Source organism: Tateyamaria omphalii (assembly GCF_019802125.1).
Lineage (GTDB): Bacteria > Pseudomonadota > Alphaproteobacteria > Rhodobacterales > Rhodobacteraceae > Tateyamaria > Tateyamaria omphalii_B.
Genome location: NZ_JAHVHT010000003.1, coordinates 641,904 through 655,004, shown reverse-complemented (window position 1 = coordinate 655,004; position 13,101 = coordinate 641,904). Strand labels below are relative to the sequence as shown.

The window sequence follows — 13,101 nt, the reverse complement described above, 5'->3', positions numbered from 1 at the left end:
CGTCATGGCGGGCGCGGATCTCCCCTTTGCCTGCGATTGTGGAAAACTGCGCGGCACGCTTCTGGGCGTGTCACCGTCAAACGGTACGCGCGCCGAGTGTTTCTGCCACGATTGCCGCGCCACCGAACTTCATGCGGGCCAACCTGATCCGGCACCGGGTGCCGTCCAAGTCTACCAGACCGTGCCGGATCGTGTGCGCTTTGACTCGGGCGAAGATCAGCTCGCCGTCTTTTCCCTTTCAGAAAAGGGGCTCCTGCGCTGGCACGCACGCTGCTGCGGGTCGATCATGTTCAACACTGCGCGCAGTCCGAAACTGGCCTTTGCCTCGTTTCGAACCGACCGGTTGAAAGATGACAGTCCTCTCGGGCCGATCAAGGCGCGCGCATTTGTCCGCAAGGCCAATGGTAAACGCGGACACGAAGGCGGATTGAAGTTCCTGTTCTGTGTGATCGCCCGTGCGCTTCCTCGGCGTATTGGCGGGAAGTGGAAACAGACCCCGTTTTTCACGCCCGATGGGCAAGCGGTCCGCGACATTTATGTCCTGACAGACACTGAGCGCGCGGCGGTTTACCCACCGCAAGCCTGATCACCGATTCCTCAGAAGTCTTGACGCAGCGGCCATTGGTGCTGCTAAATTCCCGCTATTGGTTAAATCTATTGAGGCGCGTCATGGGAAGGCACCTGATCCTCGCCGTGCATGGCATTGGTGAGCAAAAACCGGGCGACACCGTGGATGCAATTGTCGGAGCAGCCACAACCGACCTGGTCGATGGCGGTAGCAAGGAAATACCAAGAGAACGCAGAAGCAATGGACCCGTTGATGTCTACCGCGACCTGATCGAACTGCCCGAACGGGAATTCGACGGAAGCCCACGCAACGCCAAGCTGTTTCCTGTGAACCTGCGCCGCGTGCGACCAGCGCAAAGTCAGGATACCACAAACGAAACAGTCTTTGCCGAGGTGTTCTGGGCCGACAAGTCGCCTGCACCTCACGGATTTTTCCGCACCGCTTTTGATCTGCTCAGCGTCATTCTCGGGCTGGGATACATCGGCATGGACAATGTCGAAAACACACGTACGAAGTCGTCTATCGCGCTGTTTCACGGGTTCACATGGGCGTTCTATGGGCTCGTCGCACCGCTGAACGCGATCCTGTTGATCGGGGCATTGTTGCTGTTGATCGACGTGACGCCGCTCGACATTGGCGTTCATGTCCCGACGGCACTTACCCTGCTGGGGCAGGGGCTGATTGCTCTGGCCATCGCCGGACTGATCCTGGCTGTTGCGCGGCTCAGCTATCTCATTCGAATATTCACCATCGGCCTTGCCGCTTTCGGCGCGCTGATCGTTCTGATCTGGGTCGCATACCAGGTGCCGCTGATGGCGTGGCTCGCACACGGTATCGAAACGGCACACGCGTCCATACTGCCTTGGTTCGGAGGCGCCGGAGGGCCGCTCTGTTCGCCTCCCGCTGATGTACTCGACAGTTTTCGACAACGGGCAGACCCGAACGGATCCCTGGAGTGCGTCGTTACGTATACTGTGAAACTTCTTGAAGCATCCTGGTTTCTGACCATCACCCTGGGTTTCATCGTTCTGTTCAGCAGTTTTTTCCTGCCACGATCCCTGGATGCGCCGAAAAACGAACAATCCGATACCCTTTACCCGGCGATCGTCGGCGCAATGATCATGTTCTGGATGACCTTCACATCGTCATTCTGGCTCCTGTTCCAAAGTCTGGTTGCCCGTCTCAGCACAGAACGTGGGCACCCGCCAAACACCGCGATCAACGACGCCCACCAACCCGACGGCTTTTTGCACGGTGTCTTTCACCGCCAGTTCGGGGACGCACAAGATACGCTTGGCCTGTCCATATACGCTTTGGGGATATTTCTGCTGGCGGCCTTTGCCCTGGTGTTCGTGCGCCGCTTCAGCCGCGGCAAACTGAGCGCCAAAGACCCCTCGCCATGGATCAGCCGGGTCATCCTGCATCCGTTCCTGTCATTTCTTCTGAAACTGTTCGTCGTCGCTGTATTTGTCTTGGCTGTCGCGCTTTTTCTTGAACGGTTCAGCTTTGCCTTCATGGCCGAGGGGACAATCGTCCGCGCGGCGATGGACCTTGTGGCCTTCAACGATGCCCGCAATGGCACCATCGGAGCGATCGCTCTGGGCTTGGGCGTGTTGATCTATAACTTTCCGTCCTTCGTGGCGGGTGCGCTGGGTGTGGTCCGCGACATAGTCTCCTATGCGGTGCAGGCGCGATGCATCTGCCGCGTGAAGACCGGAAAGTACCGCGCGAATTTCATTCTGCGCAACGACATCAATCGCCGTTTCACAAAGGTGCTGCACTACACGCTTCAGACGATGACACCATCGCGGATCACCATCATTTCACATTCGCAAGGCACGGTGATTTCGACCCAGATGCTGCAAAACTCTCGTGTCCATGACCTGCTTGCTGAGCATGGCAATCCGCCCATCACCCTGATCACCATGGGCTCGCCGGTAACGCAGGTCTATCGCCACTACTTTCCGCACGCGTTCAAGGTGACGACGGACAAGATGCCGGATGGCCTCGTCTGGCACAACATCTACCGAATTGACGACTATGTCGGCACACGCATCGATGAAGACACGGGTGTGGCGCAGAACCTCGACGTCAACGCCGCGGGTCATTTGGGGTATTTCACCGACTACGAGGTCTGGACCCGCATGTGGGAGGACGTTGGGTTCGAACTGTTCGACCGGCCCCAAGGCAAAGTGGTGATCACATCCGGCTAGCGCGGAGTTTCAACTGACAGCCCGACATTATCGCAGGATCAGCGGCTGTTTCAGCCAATCACGCAAGGCCCGCGTCGTTTCTGCCGGTGCCTCCAGCGTGGGTAGATGCCCCGCATCCTCCAGGATTTTCAACTCGGCGCCTGGAATCAACTCAGCCATGAACGTGTGCCGCTTGACCGGGCAAAGCGCATCATGTGCGCCGCACATCACGAGCGTCGGCACCTTGCACTTGCGCAGCGTCCCCTGCTGATCGCGACGGCGTTGCAACGCGCGGGATTGGCGCACGAACACCTCGGGGCCAAGCGCGTCGGCCATGTCCATGACCAGCGCCAGGATCTCGTCGACGTAAGGACCGGGGGCCAGGTAGTTCGGCTTCATCTCATCCCGCATCACCTCGTGCATCCGGCCCGTGCGCACCTTGACGATCTGCGGCTCGCGCGCGGCAGCGATCTGGGGTGTCTCGGCCAGCGGGTTGGTGTCCATCAGCGCGAGCCGTGTGATCCGGTCAGGGGCGCGGCGCAGAAGCTCCATCGCCACGATCCCGCCCATCGACAGACCCGCGAGCGCGAAGCGCTGGGGTAATTCGTCGAGCAGGCCGCTTGCGATCTCCTCGATCCGTTCCCCGCGGGTAACGGGCGCGACCATGACGGAGAACTCGGAGGACAGCTCGGCGATCTGCGGGCCGAAGAGCCGCGCGTCGCACATCATCCCGGGAAGAAAAACAAGGGGTTCAGCCATGCCCCTGCCCTGCAACTGCTGCCATCGTCTGCCTGTCTACGCCTTGTCGTTTACTTTTTGTTAACCATGACCCGACCGAACAGGCGCGGCAAGCCCTGCTGCGTCTCAGTTTTTGATCTGATCCCAGAACAGCGCCAAATGGCGGCTGACGATCTCGTTATAGCGCTCTGATTGCTTAAGTCGCGCAAGACCTGCGTTGAAGCGGTAGAGATGCGCGGTCCCCCGCCAATGCTTTTTCGAAATAAGGACATGCAAGCCCTCGACCGACACGGGCCGCGACAAGGGCGCGACCTGGTCGGTCAGATCCATCTCGAACATCTTCTGCACGCCCAGAAACTCGTTCAAAGCCACCGCGTCGACCTCACCCGCGACCAGCATGTTGAAACAGTCATCGGGTGTGGCGGGCTGTTTCAGCATCACCAGCCCCTCGGACAACCACCGTCTGTCGGCGCGGTCGAGGTCATGGGTAAAATAGCCTGCGGGACGACACAGCGTCTTGCCGTGCAGGTCGCTGTCCTGATCGAAGTTGAACGGGTTATCGCTGCGCGCAAAGAGCAGGATGACCAGATCAACCAGCGGGTCCGAGAAATGGAAATTTGCACAGCGTTCGTTCGACGGGTTGCCCGCGCAGTCGGGCTTGAACCACGGGAACCCCATGTCGAACTCCTTGCTGTCGAGCATGGGAAAGAGGTGCTTGGACCAGTCATTTTCCCATTCGATGGAGTATGTGAGCGGGTTCGGCGTTGCCTCGAACGCGGCATTGACCAGTTCGGTCAGCATCCCCTGCCCCGGCCAACTAAGGTCGGTGAAAGGCGCGTAGTTCGATGCGGTGACGAGCCTGATTTCCGCCTCGGTGTCCTGCTGCAATGGCTTGGGGTCTGCCTCGACCACCGGCGCGGGTGCTGCGGGCTGGGCGGCGACATTGGGGCACGGGATCGACAGCACCGTCCCCGCGGGCAGGTCCAAGAGACTGCCGCCCTGGATGTCGGGATTGTTGTAGAAGATGAGCGACCAACGAGAGAGATCGCCCAAGTGATCCTCGGCGATGGAAAAGAGCGTGTCGCCGGGCGCCACGACGACGGAGGGTTCGCACGCCATGGCGGCGGATCCGACACCGAGCGTGGCCGTTACCGACAAGGCGAAGGTGCGCAAGGACATCAGAACTCCGCCCAGATCTTGGACATGTGCCGGTCGATCACCTGCTGGTATTCGCCCGACAGCTTGATTGCGTCGAGGCCACCATTGATCGTCGATACGAGCGCATCGGCTTGCGGGTGATCCTTGTGAACCAGCACATGCAGCCCTTCGATGGAGATCGGGCGCCCCTGCACCACTTCGACCTGATCCTTCAGCCCCAGATCCTTGATCGCGGCGCGGCCTGTAAATTCGTTCATGGCGACTGCGTCGACCTCACCCGAGACGAGCATGTCAAAGCACCCCTTGACGGTCTGCGGCTGTTTCAGGGTGATCTTGCCATCGGAAATCCAGCGGCGGTCGGCACGGTCGAGGTCGTGGGTGAAATAGCCCGCCGGACGGCAGAGCGTACGCCCTTCGATGTCGCTGTCCTGGGCGAAGGGGATGGGCCGCGCCTTGTCCACGAAAAGCAGGATCAGCATCTCGAACATCGGGTCGGAGAAGTGGAAGTTCGTGCAGCGGTAATTGTCGGGCGAGCCCGCGCAATCGGGTTTGTACCAGGGAAAGGCCATGTCCATCATCGCATTGGTCATCAGCGGATCGAGGTGCGAAGACCAGTCGTTGACCCAGTGGACGTTGTAATTGTCGGCCGATTGCGAGCTTTGCATGGCGGTGCGCACCACGTCAGTGATCAGCCCCTCGTTTTCCAGCGCCTGGTCGGTGAAGGGGGCAAAGTCACCGGCGGTCACGAGGTTGATGGACTGTTCCAGTTTGCGACGCGACGGGGCAGCAGCCGATGCTGTCTGGATCGCTGGCGCTGCGACGACGGGCGCATTGGCGCCCGGCAAGCCCACCGGCAGTCCATCAATGCAGCCCAGCCGCAATTCCATGCCCACGCGCAGTGCATTGGGGTTCTCGCCGATCACCGACAGATTGTTGCGGTGCACTTCGGTCCAGGTCGAGGCGTTCTTGTACTGCCGATCGGCAATCAGCGACAGGCTGTCACCGCGCTGCACCGTGTAGATACCCCCGCATGACTGTGCTGCTGCAACGGTAGCAGATGCGGCCAGCGCAAGCGCCGCCGCCCCCAAGAATCGTTTCATTGCCCGTTCCCCCAGGATCTATTTGGGCCATAAAATCCCTTATTTTGCTGGGCTGCGTCAACTCACAAACCAGATATTGTGCGCAAGTATATTGGTTGACAGCTCGCGCACCGCGAGCACCGCATCAGGGGTATGCGATTCCTCGGAACCGCGGGAAGTCTGCGTAGCGCCGCTGGCGTTGCTCCAAGGGCTCGGTTGGGTTTTCGCCCCTTCGCAGAAGCAGCCCCTTCGGCGCGATGTAGCTGCCGATCATGCGATGCGGGATGGGCCGCCAATCGAGATTGAACGCACAGAGTTTGGGAAAGAACCACATGCCCGAATACGGCAAGTGGTCGTGGATCCACCATGCGAGGTCCTGCCAGTCGCGGCCCTGTTCGTATTGATCCGTGAACCACGGGATCGCGAGCGACGTGCCAGCAATGGCCTTGTCCCCGTCCGCCCAGTCCCAGATGTGGCATTCGATGGGGTTGTCGTTGCGCGCGCAGTTCAGCTTGTTGTCGTTGCCGTATTGATTGAGTTCGGGCGAGCGGTAGCCCGAGCGGATGGCAAGCCGTCCAAATGTTTCCTCGAGCGGGTCGAGGAGTTGGGTGCAAAGCTCCCGACCGTTTGCGATGGCAAGGTCCGGGTCGCGCGGCAGGTTCTGGATCTGGTGGTAGTTGCCGATCTCGGAATAGAGAAAATCGCGCATGTAGAAGTGTTTCGACAACCGGACGCGCCCGAGGTTTTCGAGGCTCCACATGCTGCCGGGGCGGCGCATCAGTCGAGCCCCCTGATCCAGTCGAGCATACCTGTGACTGCCGCATCCGTTTGTCCCGGCGACAGGATGTCCCCCACGACCACGTGGCTTTCGATGTCGTCCTTGTCTGTCAGGGCCGGGTGTACGGTTTGCTTCGGCGCGCCCCAGGCGGCGGCGATGGTTCTGGTGCGGTCCGACAGCACGATGTTGTCCTGTTCAGCATACCAGAAGAGCGCGGGGATCGTCTGTTTGCCGTGGTCCAGCGCGTGTACCCGATCGATCAGCGGCACCATCGGCATGACCGCGACGCTGGGGTAGTCGAGCGTCCAGTAGGTCGCGTGCCGGTCGCTGCGCGCAACGAAGGTGCGCCGCCTGCCGCCGATCCAGGGCAGCCAATGCCGGGCCAGCGGCCATTTCAGCAGCGGGGCCAGCGGGTTGTTGATGCCGTAGTTGGGGGCGACGAAGATGAAGCCTGCGACCCCCTCCATCACGTCAGTGTCTTGCGAGAGCGCCGTGACGATCGTGCCGCCGGTCGAGGTGCTGATGACGATGATCCTGTCGCCCACCGCCCGTGCGGCTGTCAGCGCTTCGGTGACGTCGTCGGTCCAGGCATCGGGCGTGGCTTCGGCCATGGCGTCGGGCGCGCGCCCGTGTCCGGCGAGCCGGGTGTAGACGAGGTTTGCGCCCAGCTCGTTCGCGATGCGGTCCGGGACGGGGCGGATTTCCTCGGACGAGGCGGAGAAGCCGTGGATGTAGACCACGACCCAATCGGTGCGGGTGCCCGGTGCGGTGGCCCAGATCACCCGCTTTTCCGTGCCCGGCTTGATGTCGGTGAACTGCGCTTCGGTTTCGGCGAAATAGGCGTCGATGTCGGGGCCGATGCGGGTGGGGTCAAAGGGCATGGTCGGCTCCGAGAAGTGCGCGGGCGCGGGGGCGGTAGATCAGCAGGAGGCCGAGGATCGAGAGGGCGAGGATCAGTGCTGGGAGCAGCGTGATCGACAGGCGCAGGGCGCCGATGGCGGCGTCGGTCTGGTCGGTCACCCCTTGGGTCGTTTCCTGCCAGCCATAGGTGGCCAATACGAGGCCGAGAAGCAGGGGCGCTATGGCGTTGGCGACCTTCTGGCCGAAGATCCAGACGGCGGAGAACGCCCCTTCGATCGCGGCACCGGTCTCGCGCCGGGTGACGTCCATGAGGTCGGGGAACATGGCCCAGGGGATCTGTTGGTAGGCGCCGTTGGTCATGCCGGCCAGAACGAACATGCCGGCCATGAGCGTGGTGTTTGTGCTGGGCAGCAGGGTGTAGAGCGTGCTGAGCAGGGCGATGTAGAGCACGAGCCCGAGGATCAGGGCCTGAAGCTTGCCGAGCCGTCCGGAGGCGAGCACCCAGATCACCTGGCTGAGGATCGCGCCCACGACAAAGGCGGCAAAGAGCAGCGACAGCATCGACAACGCTTGCGCGGCGCCGCTGAGCAACGTGCCCCCGGGGTCCTGCACCAGGTAGAGCGCGGCAAAGGGCAGACCGGCGGTGATGGTCGAGACGGCGAGGGTCATGACGCCGTATAGCACAACCAGCGTGGCGAATGCCGGGTTTGAAAGGACAAGCCGCAGGGAGGCCAAGAGGCCGACCTGGCTGCTGTGTTCGATCCGGGGGGCCTTGCGCGTGAACCAGACCGACGCCCAAATGGGCAACACCATCAACGGGGCCGCGATCAGCATCGCACCGTCATAGCCCTGGCCCTGTGCAAGGCCGGGGATCACGGCGCCGCCGATCAGGATACCGATGGAGGCAAAGGCCATGCGCCAGCCGGTCATGGCAGAGCGTTCGCGGGGATCCTGCGTCATCTCCCCTGCCGTCGCGCCATAGGGGATAACGACCATGGTGAAGCCGATGGTCGCCACGACAAAGAAGCCCGCGACCCAGAGCGCGCCGGACATGCCTGTTGCGGGCGACATGAACATGGCCACCGTCCCTGCCGTCATCACCACGGCGCCCACGATCATCCAGGGCGCCCGGCGGCCCCAGCGGCTTTGGGTGTTGTCCGACAAATAGCCCACGAGCGGGTCGGTGATGATGTCAAAGGCCAGAATGCCTGTCGTGATCATGCCAGCAATTCCAACCGGCACGCCCAGCACCGACGTCAGAAAGGCCAGCACCAGCAACTGCTTGACCACCACAAAGACCACGATGCCCATGTCGGCCAGGCCCCAGCCCGCCTTTTGTCCGCGCGACAGCGCCATATCGTCCCCTCCCCAGGTCCGGTTTTGCGCCACCTTGTCCAAAATCGGCCTCAGCGCCAACAAAACGCGACGTCACGCGGAGAGTAGGCTAACCTCCTCCACCGCCTGTTCGATCAGGCGCAGGCAGGTGTCGTCGGAAAAGCGGTGGTCGGCATCCTTGACCAGCATCAGGCGCATGTCGGGGCTGTCGGCGTGGTTCAAAAGGCGGACGGCCGTTTCAGTGCTGACCGCCGTGTCGGCAGTGCCTTGCAGGGAGCGGACGGGGAATGGCAGGGAAAGTGGATCACGCAGGACCAGATTGTTGCGCCCATCTTCGATCAACCGACTGGTGATGATGTAGGGCTCCATATAGTCCGAGGGCAAGGCGATCTGGCCGTTGGTCTCAAGCTCGCCCTTTTGCGCGTCGGTGAAGCTGGCCCAATAGCCGTCCTCGGTGAAGTCGGGGGCGGCAGCGATGGTGACAAGCCCCGCAACCCGATCGGGATGCGCGCGAGCATAAAGCAGCGATTGCCAGCCCCCCATGGAACTGCCGACGACGATCAGCTTGCCGGTTGTCAGCGTGTTCAGAGCGTGCGCCGTGTCCTCGGCCCAGTCGCCGATGCTGCCCTCTTCGAACGTGCCTGAGCTTTCTCCGTGGCCTGAATAGTCGAACCGCAGAAAGGCACGGCCTTGCGCGCGGCACCATGCTTCGAGGTGGATCGCCTTGGTCCCCTCCATGTCGGATTTCAGACCACCCAGAAACACCACGCATGGTCCCGACCCATCGGCCCGGTGATAGGCCAGCCGCCGCCCCTGCGGCGTGTCGAGATAGTCCGGTCCGCTCATGTCCACCCTCCTGCGTTTTGGCGGATCATCCGCAAGCATCTGGTGACTGTCCATCCCGGTCGTTGCAATTTCTATATGTTACCACCTTGTCACGTGACTATTTACTCACATATAAGTATTCCATGGATGATCTGTTCAAAGCCTTGTCCGACCCCGCCCGCCGCACGCTGCTTGATGCCCTGCGCGACCGCGACGGTCAGTCCCTGCAGGATTTGCAGGGCTTGCTGGACATGACCCGGTTTGGGGTCATGAAGCATCTGGGCGTGCTGGAAGAGGCCGGGCTGATCACCACGAAAAAGGTGGGGCGCTTCAAGCACCACTACCTCAACGCCCTGCCCTTGCAGGAAGCGATTGACCGTTGGATCGACCCCTACCGGGTCAAACCTGCGGCCCGAGCGGTACTCGACCTAAAATATCAGCTTGAAGACGAAGGAGACCCCGAGATGTCAAAACCCGATTTCGTGATGGAGACATATATCAAGACCACGCAGGACCGTTTGTGGGACGTGCTGCTGGATGAAGATGCGATCCCGCATTATCACTTCATCTGCAGCAAGGCGACGCGCAATGGCGAAGCGATCACCATGCATTTTCCCGACGGCTCGCCCATGCTGACCAACCGGCTGCTGTCATCCGATCCCAAAAGCCGCCAGGAATGGACGTTCGAGCCGCATTGGGACCCCACGACCGAGATCCCAGCCAGCCGCGTGGTGTATTTGATGCGTCCCGAGGGTGATTTTGTCCGTCTGACCGTCGAACATTACGAATTGGGCGAACCGGCCGTGCCGGGTGAAGGGGTGGCCGATGGCTGGGTGCGCTGGGCGGCGGGCCTGAAAACCTGGCTTGAGACGGGCGAGGACGCCCATATCGGCCCCATGGACCGGGCGGAGGCGTAAGTCATGGCGACCGAACTTGTTGTTCTCGGTATTCTCGCGCTGATGGCGGCCTCCCTCTGGATCCCGTACATCGTCGGCGTGAACACCGCGCCAGAAGGGTCAATCCCCGCCGATGCGCCCGATGGGTTCATCCTGCCCCCTGACCCGAACGTCCACCGGCCTTGGGTGCGGCGGGCATACCGTGCGCATCTGAACCTGCTGGAGCAATCGGTGCCGTTTGCCGTGCTGGTGTTGCTGGTCGATCGCGTGGACGGGTTCACGGCGTTGACCTTGTGGGCCAGCATTGCCTTTCTGCTGCTGCGGATCGCACATGCGGTGGGTTACATCACCGGCACGGCGCGCTTTCCGGGGCGTCCGCTGATCTTTACCGGCGGCTGGATCTGTTGCCTTTTGATGGGCTGGGCGCTTTTTGCGGCCTGACGCCGGTCCGCGCCCTTGACGGGCGCGGATTTGCCGGTTTCTGTGTGCCCATGAGCAACCGCATTACACACCCCTATTACTATGGCACGCATTCCCTGCGTGCTTTTGGTGTGACTGCATAACACCAAGGCCGCGTTCGAGCGGCCTTTCCCTGCCTTCCCGAACGCGGCGCGTTTGAGAGAGGAGGCAGAGATGCCGATAACGATACGAAAGATGCGCGAGACGGACGTTCCCGAGGTCGTGACCATGATCAGCGGTTTGGCGGCCTGCCATGATGATGTGCCGGATATTGACCCGGACAGGCTGGCGCGAGATGCTTTGGGCAAAGATCCGTGGATGACCGTTCTGGTCGCCGACGGCGGGTCACGATTGGTTGGCTACGCTGCTCTGATGCGGGAGGCGCAACTCCACTTCGGAGCGCGGGGAATGAACCTGCACCACTTGTTTGTCTGTCGTGACGCGCGGGGCAACAATGTGGGGGCCGCCTTGGTGCGGGCCTGCCGGGAGATGGCCCATTCACAAGAGTGCAGCTTCATGACCGTGGGCACGCATCCCGACAATCACAAGGCCAAGCGCTTTTACGAGCGCGAGGGGTTCCTGCGCCGCAGCGGCACGGGACCGCGTTTCAGCGTTCGATTGGATCAGCCGCCTACGTAAGGACCCTTGGCGGGGCGGTAGAACGTCTTTTGATTGTGCAGCCGCCCCAACAGATCGTGGATCTGGCGGACATTGTCATTTGCCGCTTTCGAGGCGAGGTCGTCATTGATGGCGGCGTTCTTGGACGCGCGCAGCGCATCCTCGATCAGGTCCAGGTCTTCAACGGACAGTTCAAACGTCTTGTTGTACTTGGGCACTGCGCGTTCCTCTCGCGATCAGAAGTTTCCGATAGTGAACACCCTCTTACTTAAGGATTCGCGCGCGCCCGTCCAGTGCAAAAGGTCGGTTTTCGTCTGTTTTTTGTCGTTTTGCCTACATACATTTGTGTGTCGCATTGAAGCCGCCGCAATATGCACCATAACGGCGAGGATGACGCCTCCATCCATACTTATTGCAGTCCTGTCCGCGTGTAATTTCCTGATCGGCATGGGCGTCTTTGTCATTGTCGGCGTGTTGGAGCCTTTGGGTGCTGATTTCGGCATATCGGCTGCTTCTGCCGGAACGTTGATGACGGTCTATGCCCTGTCCTATGCGGTGCTGTCGCCTGTATTGGTGTCTTTGACGGGGGCAATGGGTCGGCGACGCGTTATGGCTCTCGGCTTGTCAATGTTTCTTGCGGCAGCTTTTTTGTCAGCTGTGTCGCCCAATATGACAGTGCTGAGTGCCGCGCGCCTTCTTGCAGCGGCCGGAGCTGGTTTGTTCACGCCTGTTGCTGCCGCGGTTGCTGCAGGCCTTTACCCCGCCGAGCAGCGCGCCCGAGTGTTGGCGGCTGTGTTTTTCGGTCTTTCACTGGCGCAGGTGATCGGTGTGCCTGCCGGCGGGTGGATCGGCTATACCTTTGGCTGGCAATGGGCCTTCTGGCTTGTCGTCGGACTGGCGTTTCCCTGCATCGCCTTGATCTGGGTTCTCGTTCCAAGCGGACTTGCATTTCAGCCTGTATCATTGCGTGACTTGATGGGCACGCTGCGGAACGGACGCATGATGCTCGCCGTGCTGTTCACCGCAACCTTTCTGGCGGCCGTCAACGTACTCTACACCTACATCGCGCCTTTGCTGAGCGAAACGATGGGCTACGGGCGGGACGGGATCACCTTGGTTCTCGTGGTGTTCGGTGGAGGCGCGGTCATAGGGAACATCATGGGTGGCATTCTGGCTGACAGGATCGGATGGCACCGCACGCTCACTTTGTTGTGCATATTGCAGGCCTGTATCATGCCAACCTTTTCCCTTTTGCCGTTACCCGCTCCGTTCCTTTTGGCGCTGACCTTTGCATGGTCAATGTCCGGCTGGTCGTTCATGGCGGGTCAGCAGTTGCGCCTGATAGGGCTGGCCGGCCCACAGGCACCGGTTGTTCTGGCGTTGAACGCCGCCGCAATTTACGTCGGCATTGCAACAGGATCAGCGATTGGTGGCCTGGCTATTCTTGGACACGGCATTTCCAGCGTCGGCATGGTCGCAGGGGCCGTGGCAGTGATGGCTCTTTTGCATCTCACCCTGTCCGCAAAGATCGGTCCTACCGCACAGACCGCTTGACGCAGGCCCTCGCGCCTGTCACATCGCCCAGACACATACC

General features: G+C 61.2%; 14 protein-coding genes. 6 read left to right on the top strand and 8 right to left on the bottom strand.

Annotated features, from left to right (window positions below; translation table 11 throughout):
- The first annotated feature begins 4 nt into the window (after window positions 1-4).
- Both KUV51_RS15680 and KUV51_RS15675 read left to right on the top strand, forming a co-directional pair.
- Complete coding sequence (locus tag KUV51_RS15680; RefSeq protein ID WP_218463017.1) at window positions 5-586, top strand: DUF6151 family protein; 582 nt, start codon at window positions 5-7, stop codon at window positions 584-586.
- A gap of 83 nt (window positions 587-669) precedes the next feature.
- Window positions 670-2,781, top strand: coding sequence for a hypothetical protein (locus tag KUV51_RS15675; protein ID WP_218463018.1), 2,112 nt, complete (start codon window positions 670-672; stop codon window positions 2,779-2,781).
- A 27-nt stretch (window positions 2,782-2,808) separates the two neighbouring features.
- On the opposite strand, the gene KUV51_RS15670 is transcribed toward KUV51_RS15675, so the two are convergent.
- The 7 genes from KUV51_RS15670 to KUV51_RS15640 form a co-directional block, all read right to left on the bottom strand.
- Window positions 2,809-3,519 (bottom strand): alpha/beta fold hydrolase, encoded by a 711-nt coding sequence (locus KUV51_RS15670; RefSeq protein ID WP_218463019.1) that lies wholly within the window; start codon window positions 3,517-3,519, stop codon window positions 2,809-2,811.
- Between the two features lie 105 nt (window positions 3,520-3,624).
- Window positions 3,625-4,677, bottom strand: coding sequence for a transporter substrate-binding domain-containing protein (locus KUV51_RS15665; protein ID WP_218463020.1), 1,053 nt, complete (start codon window positions 4,675-4,677; stop codon window positions 3,625-3,627).
- Window positions 4,677-5,756 (bottom strand): transporter substrate-binding domain-containing protein, encoded by a 1,080-nt coding sequence (locus KUV51_RS15660; RefSeq protein WP_218463021.1) that lies wholly within the window; start codon window positions 5,754-5,756, stop codon window positions 4,677-4,679. Before KUV51_RS15660 ends, KUV51_RS15665 begins: the two co-directional genes overlap by 1 nt.
- Window positions 5,757-5,880: 124 nt before the next feature.
- Window positions 5,881-6,495 (bottom strand): hypothetical protein, encoded by a 615-nt coding sequence (locus tag KUV51_RS15655; RefSeq protein WP_218464874.1) that lies wholly within the window; start codon window positions 6,493-6,495, stop codon window positions 5,881-5,883.
- A gap of 17 nt (window positions 6,496-6,512) precedes the next feature.
- Window positions 6,513-7,394: an alpha/beta hydrolase gene (locus KUV51_RS15650; RefSeq protein ID WP_218463022.1), complete on the bottom strand. Its 882-nt coding sequence runs from the start codon at window positions 7,392-7,394 to the stop codon at window positions 6,513-6,515.
- Window positions 7,384-8,730 carry an MFS transporter gene (locus KUV51_RS15645; protein ID WP_218463023.1) on the bottom strand — a complete coding sequence of 449 codons (1,347 nt, stop codon included), beginning with the start codon at window positions 8,728-8,730 and terminating at the stop codon, window positions 7,384-7,386. Before KUV51_RS15645 ends, KUV51_RS15650 begins: the two co-directional genes overlap by 11 nt.
- A gap of 72 nt (window positions 8,731-8,802) precedes the next feature.
- The gene (locus KUV51_RS15640; protein ID WP_218463024.1) at window positions 8,803-9,555 is read right to left on the bottom strand and encodes an alpha/beta fold hydrolase; all 753 of its coding nucleotides are present in this window, start codon (window positions 9,553-9,555) and stop codon (window positions 8,803-8,805) included.
- 122 nt (window positions 9,556-9,677) lie between these two features.
- On the opposite strand from KUV51_RS15640, the gene KUV51_RS15635 reads away from it, so the two are divergent.
- The 3 genes from KUV51_RS15635 (at window position 9,678) to KUV51_RS15625 (ending at window position 11,528) form a co-directional block, all read left to right on the top strand.
- The gene (locus KUV51_RS15635; RefSeq protein WP_218463025.1) at window positions 9,678-10,451 is read left to right on the top strand and encodes an ArsR/SmtB family transcription factor; all 774 of its coding nucleotides are present in this window, start codon (window positions 9,678-9,680) and stop codon (window positions 10,449-10,451) included.
- Window positions 10,452-10,454: 3 nt separating this feature from the next.
- Window positions 10,455-10,871, top strand: a complete 417-nt coding sequence (locus tag KUV51_RS15630; RefSeq protein WP_218463026.1) for an MAPEG family protein — start codon at window positions 10,455-10,457, stop codon at window positions 10,869-10,871.
- A gap of 192 nt (window positions 10,872-11,063) precedes the next feature.
- Window positions 11,064-11,528, top strand: a complete 465-nt coding sequence (locus tag KUV51_RS15625; protein WP_218463027.1) for a GNAT family N-acetyltransferase — start codon at window positions 11,064-11,066, stop codon at window positions 11,526-11,528.
- Here the strand turns inward: KUV51_RS15625 and KUV51_RS15620 are convergent.
- Entirely contained in the window at window positions 11,513-11,725 is a 213-nt protein-coding gene (locus KUV51_RS15620; RefSeq protein ID WP_076626896.1) for a hypothetical protein, read from the bottom strand. The genes KUV51_RS15625 and KUV51_RS15620 overlap by 16 nt on opposite strands.
- Before the next feature lie 172 nt (window positions 11,726-11,897).
- Here KUV51_RS15620 and KUV51_RS15615 point away from each other — a divergent pair, with 172 nt between their 5' ends.
- On the top strand, window positions 11,898-13,061 hold the full coding sequence (locus tag KUV51_RS15615) for an MFS transporter (RefSeq protein WP_218463028.1): 1,164 nt from the start codon (window positions 11,898-11,900) through the stop codon (window positions 13,059-13,061).
- The last annotated feature ends 40 nt before the right edge of the window (window positions 13,062-13,101 follow it).

Excerpts from the sequence above, each read along its gene's own strand:
- KUV51_RS15680 (WP_218463017.1), top strand. The coding sequence starts at position 5 with ATGGCGGGCGCGGATCTCCCCTTTGCCTGCGATTGTGGAAAACTGCGC.
- KUV51_RS15675 (WP_218463018.1), top strand. The coding sequence starts at position 670 with ATGGGAAGGCACCTGATCCTCGCCGTGCATGGCATTGGTGAGCAAAAA.
- KUV51_RS15670 (WP_218463019.1), bottom strand. The coding sequence starts at position 3,519 with ATGGCTGAACCCCTTGTTTTTCTTCCCGGGATGATGTGCGACGCGCGG.
- KUV51_RS15665 (WP_218463020.1), bottom strand. The coding sequence starts at position 4,677 with ATGTCCTTGCGCACCTTCGCCTTGTCGGTAACGGCCACGCTCGGTGTC.
- KUV51_RS15660 (WP_218463021.1), bottom strand. The coding sequence starts at position 5,756 with ATGAAACGATTCTTGGGGGCGGCGGCGCTTGCGCTGGCCGCATCTGCT.
- KUV51_RS15655 (WP_218464874.1), bottom strand. The coding sequence starts at position 6,495 with ATGTGGAGCCTCGAAAACCTCGGGCGCGTCCGGTTGTCGAAACACTTC.
- KUV51_RS15650 (WP_218463022.1), bottom strand. The coding sequence starts at position 7,394 with ATGCCCTTTGACCCCACCCGCATCGGCCCCGACATCGACGCCTATTTC.
- KUV51_RS15645 (WP_218463023.1), bottom strand. The coding sequence starts at position 8,730 with ATGGCGCTGTCGCGCGGACAAAAGGCGGGCTGGGGCCTGGCCGACATG.
- KUV51_RS15640 (WP_218463024.1), bottom strand. The coding sequence starts at position 9,555 with ATGAGCGGACCGGACTATCTCGACACGCCGCAGGGGCGGCGGCTGGCC.
- KUV51_RS15635 (WP_218463025.1), top strand. The coding sequence starts at position 9,678 with ATGGATGATCTGTTCAAAGCCTTGTCCGACCCCGCCCGCCGCACGCTG.
- KUV51_RS15630 (WP_218463026.1), top strand. The coding sequence starts at position 10,455 with ATGGCGACCGAACTTGTTGTTCTCGGTATTCTCGCGCTGATGGCGGCC.
- KUV51_RS15625 (WP_218463027.1), top strand. The coding sequence starts at position 11,064 with ATGCCGATAACGATACGAAAGATGCGCGAGACGGACGTTCCCGAGGTC.
- KUV51_RS15615 (WP_218463028.1), top strand. The coding sequence starts at position 11,898 with ATGACGCCTCCATCCATACTTATTGCAGTCCTGTCCGCGTGTAATTTC.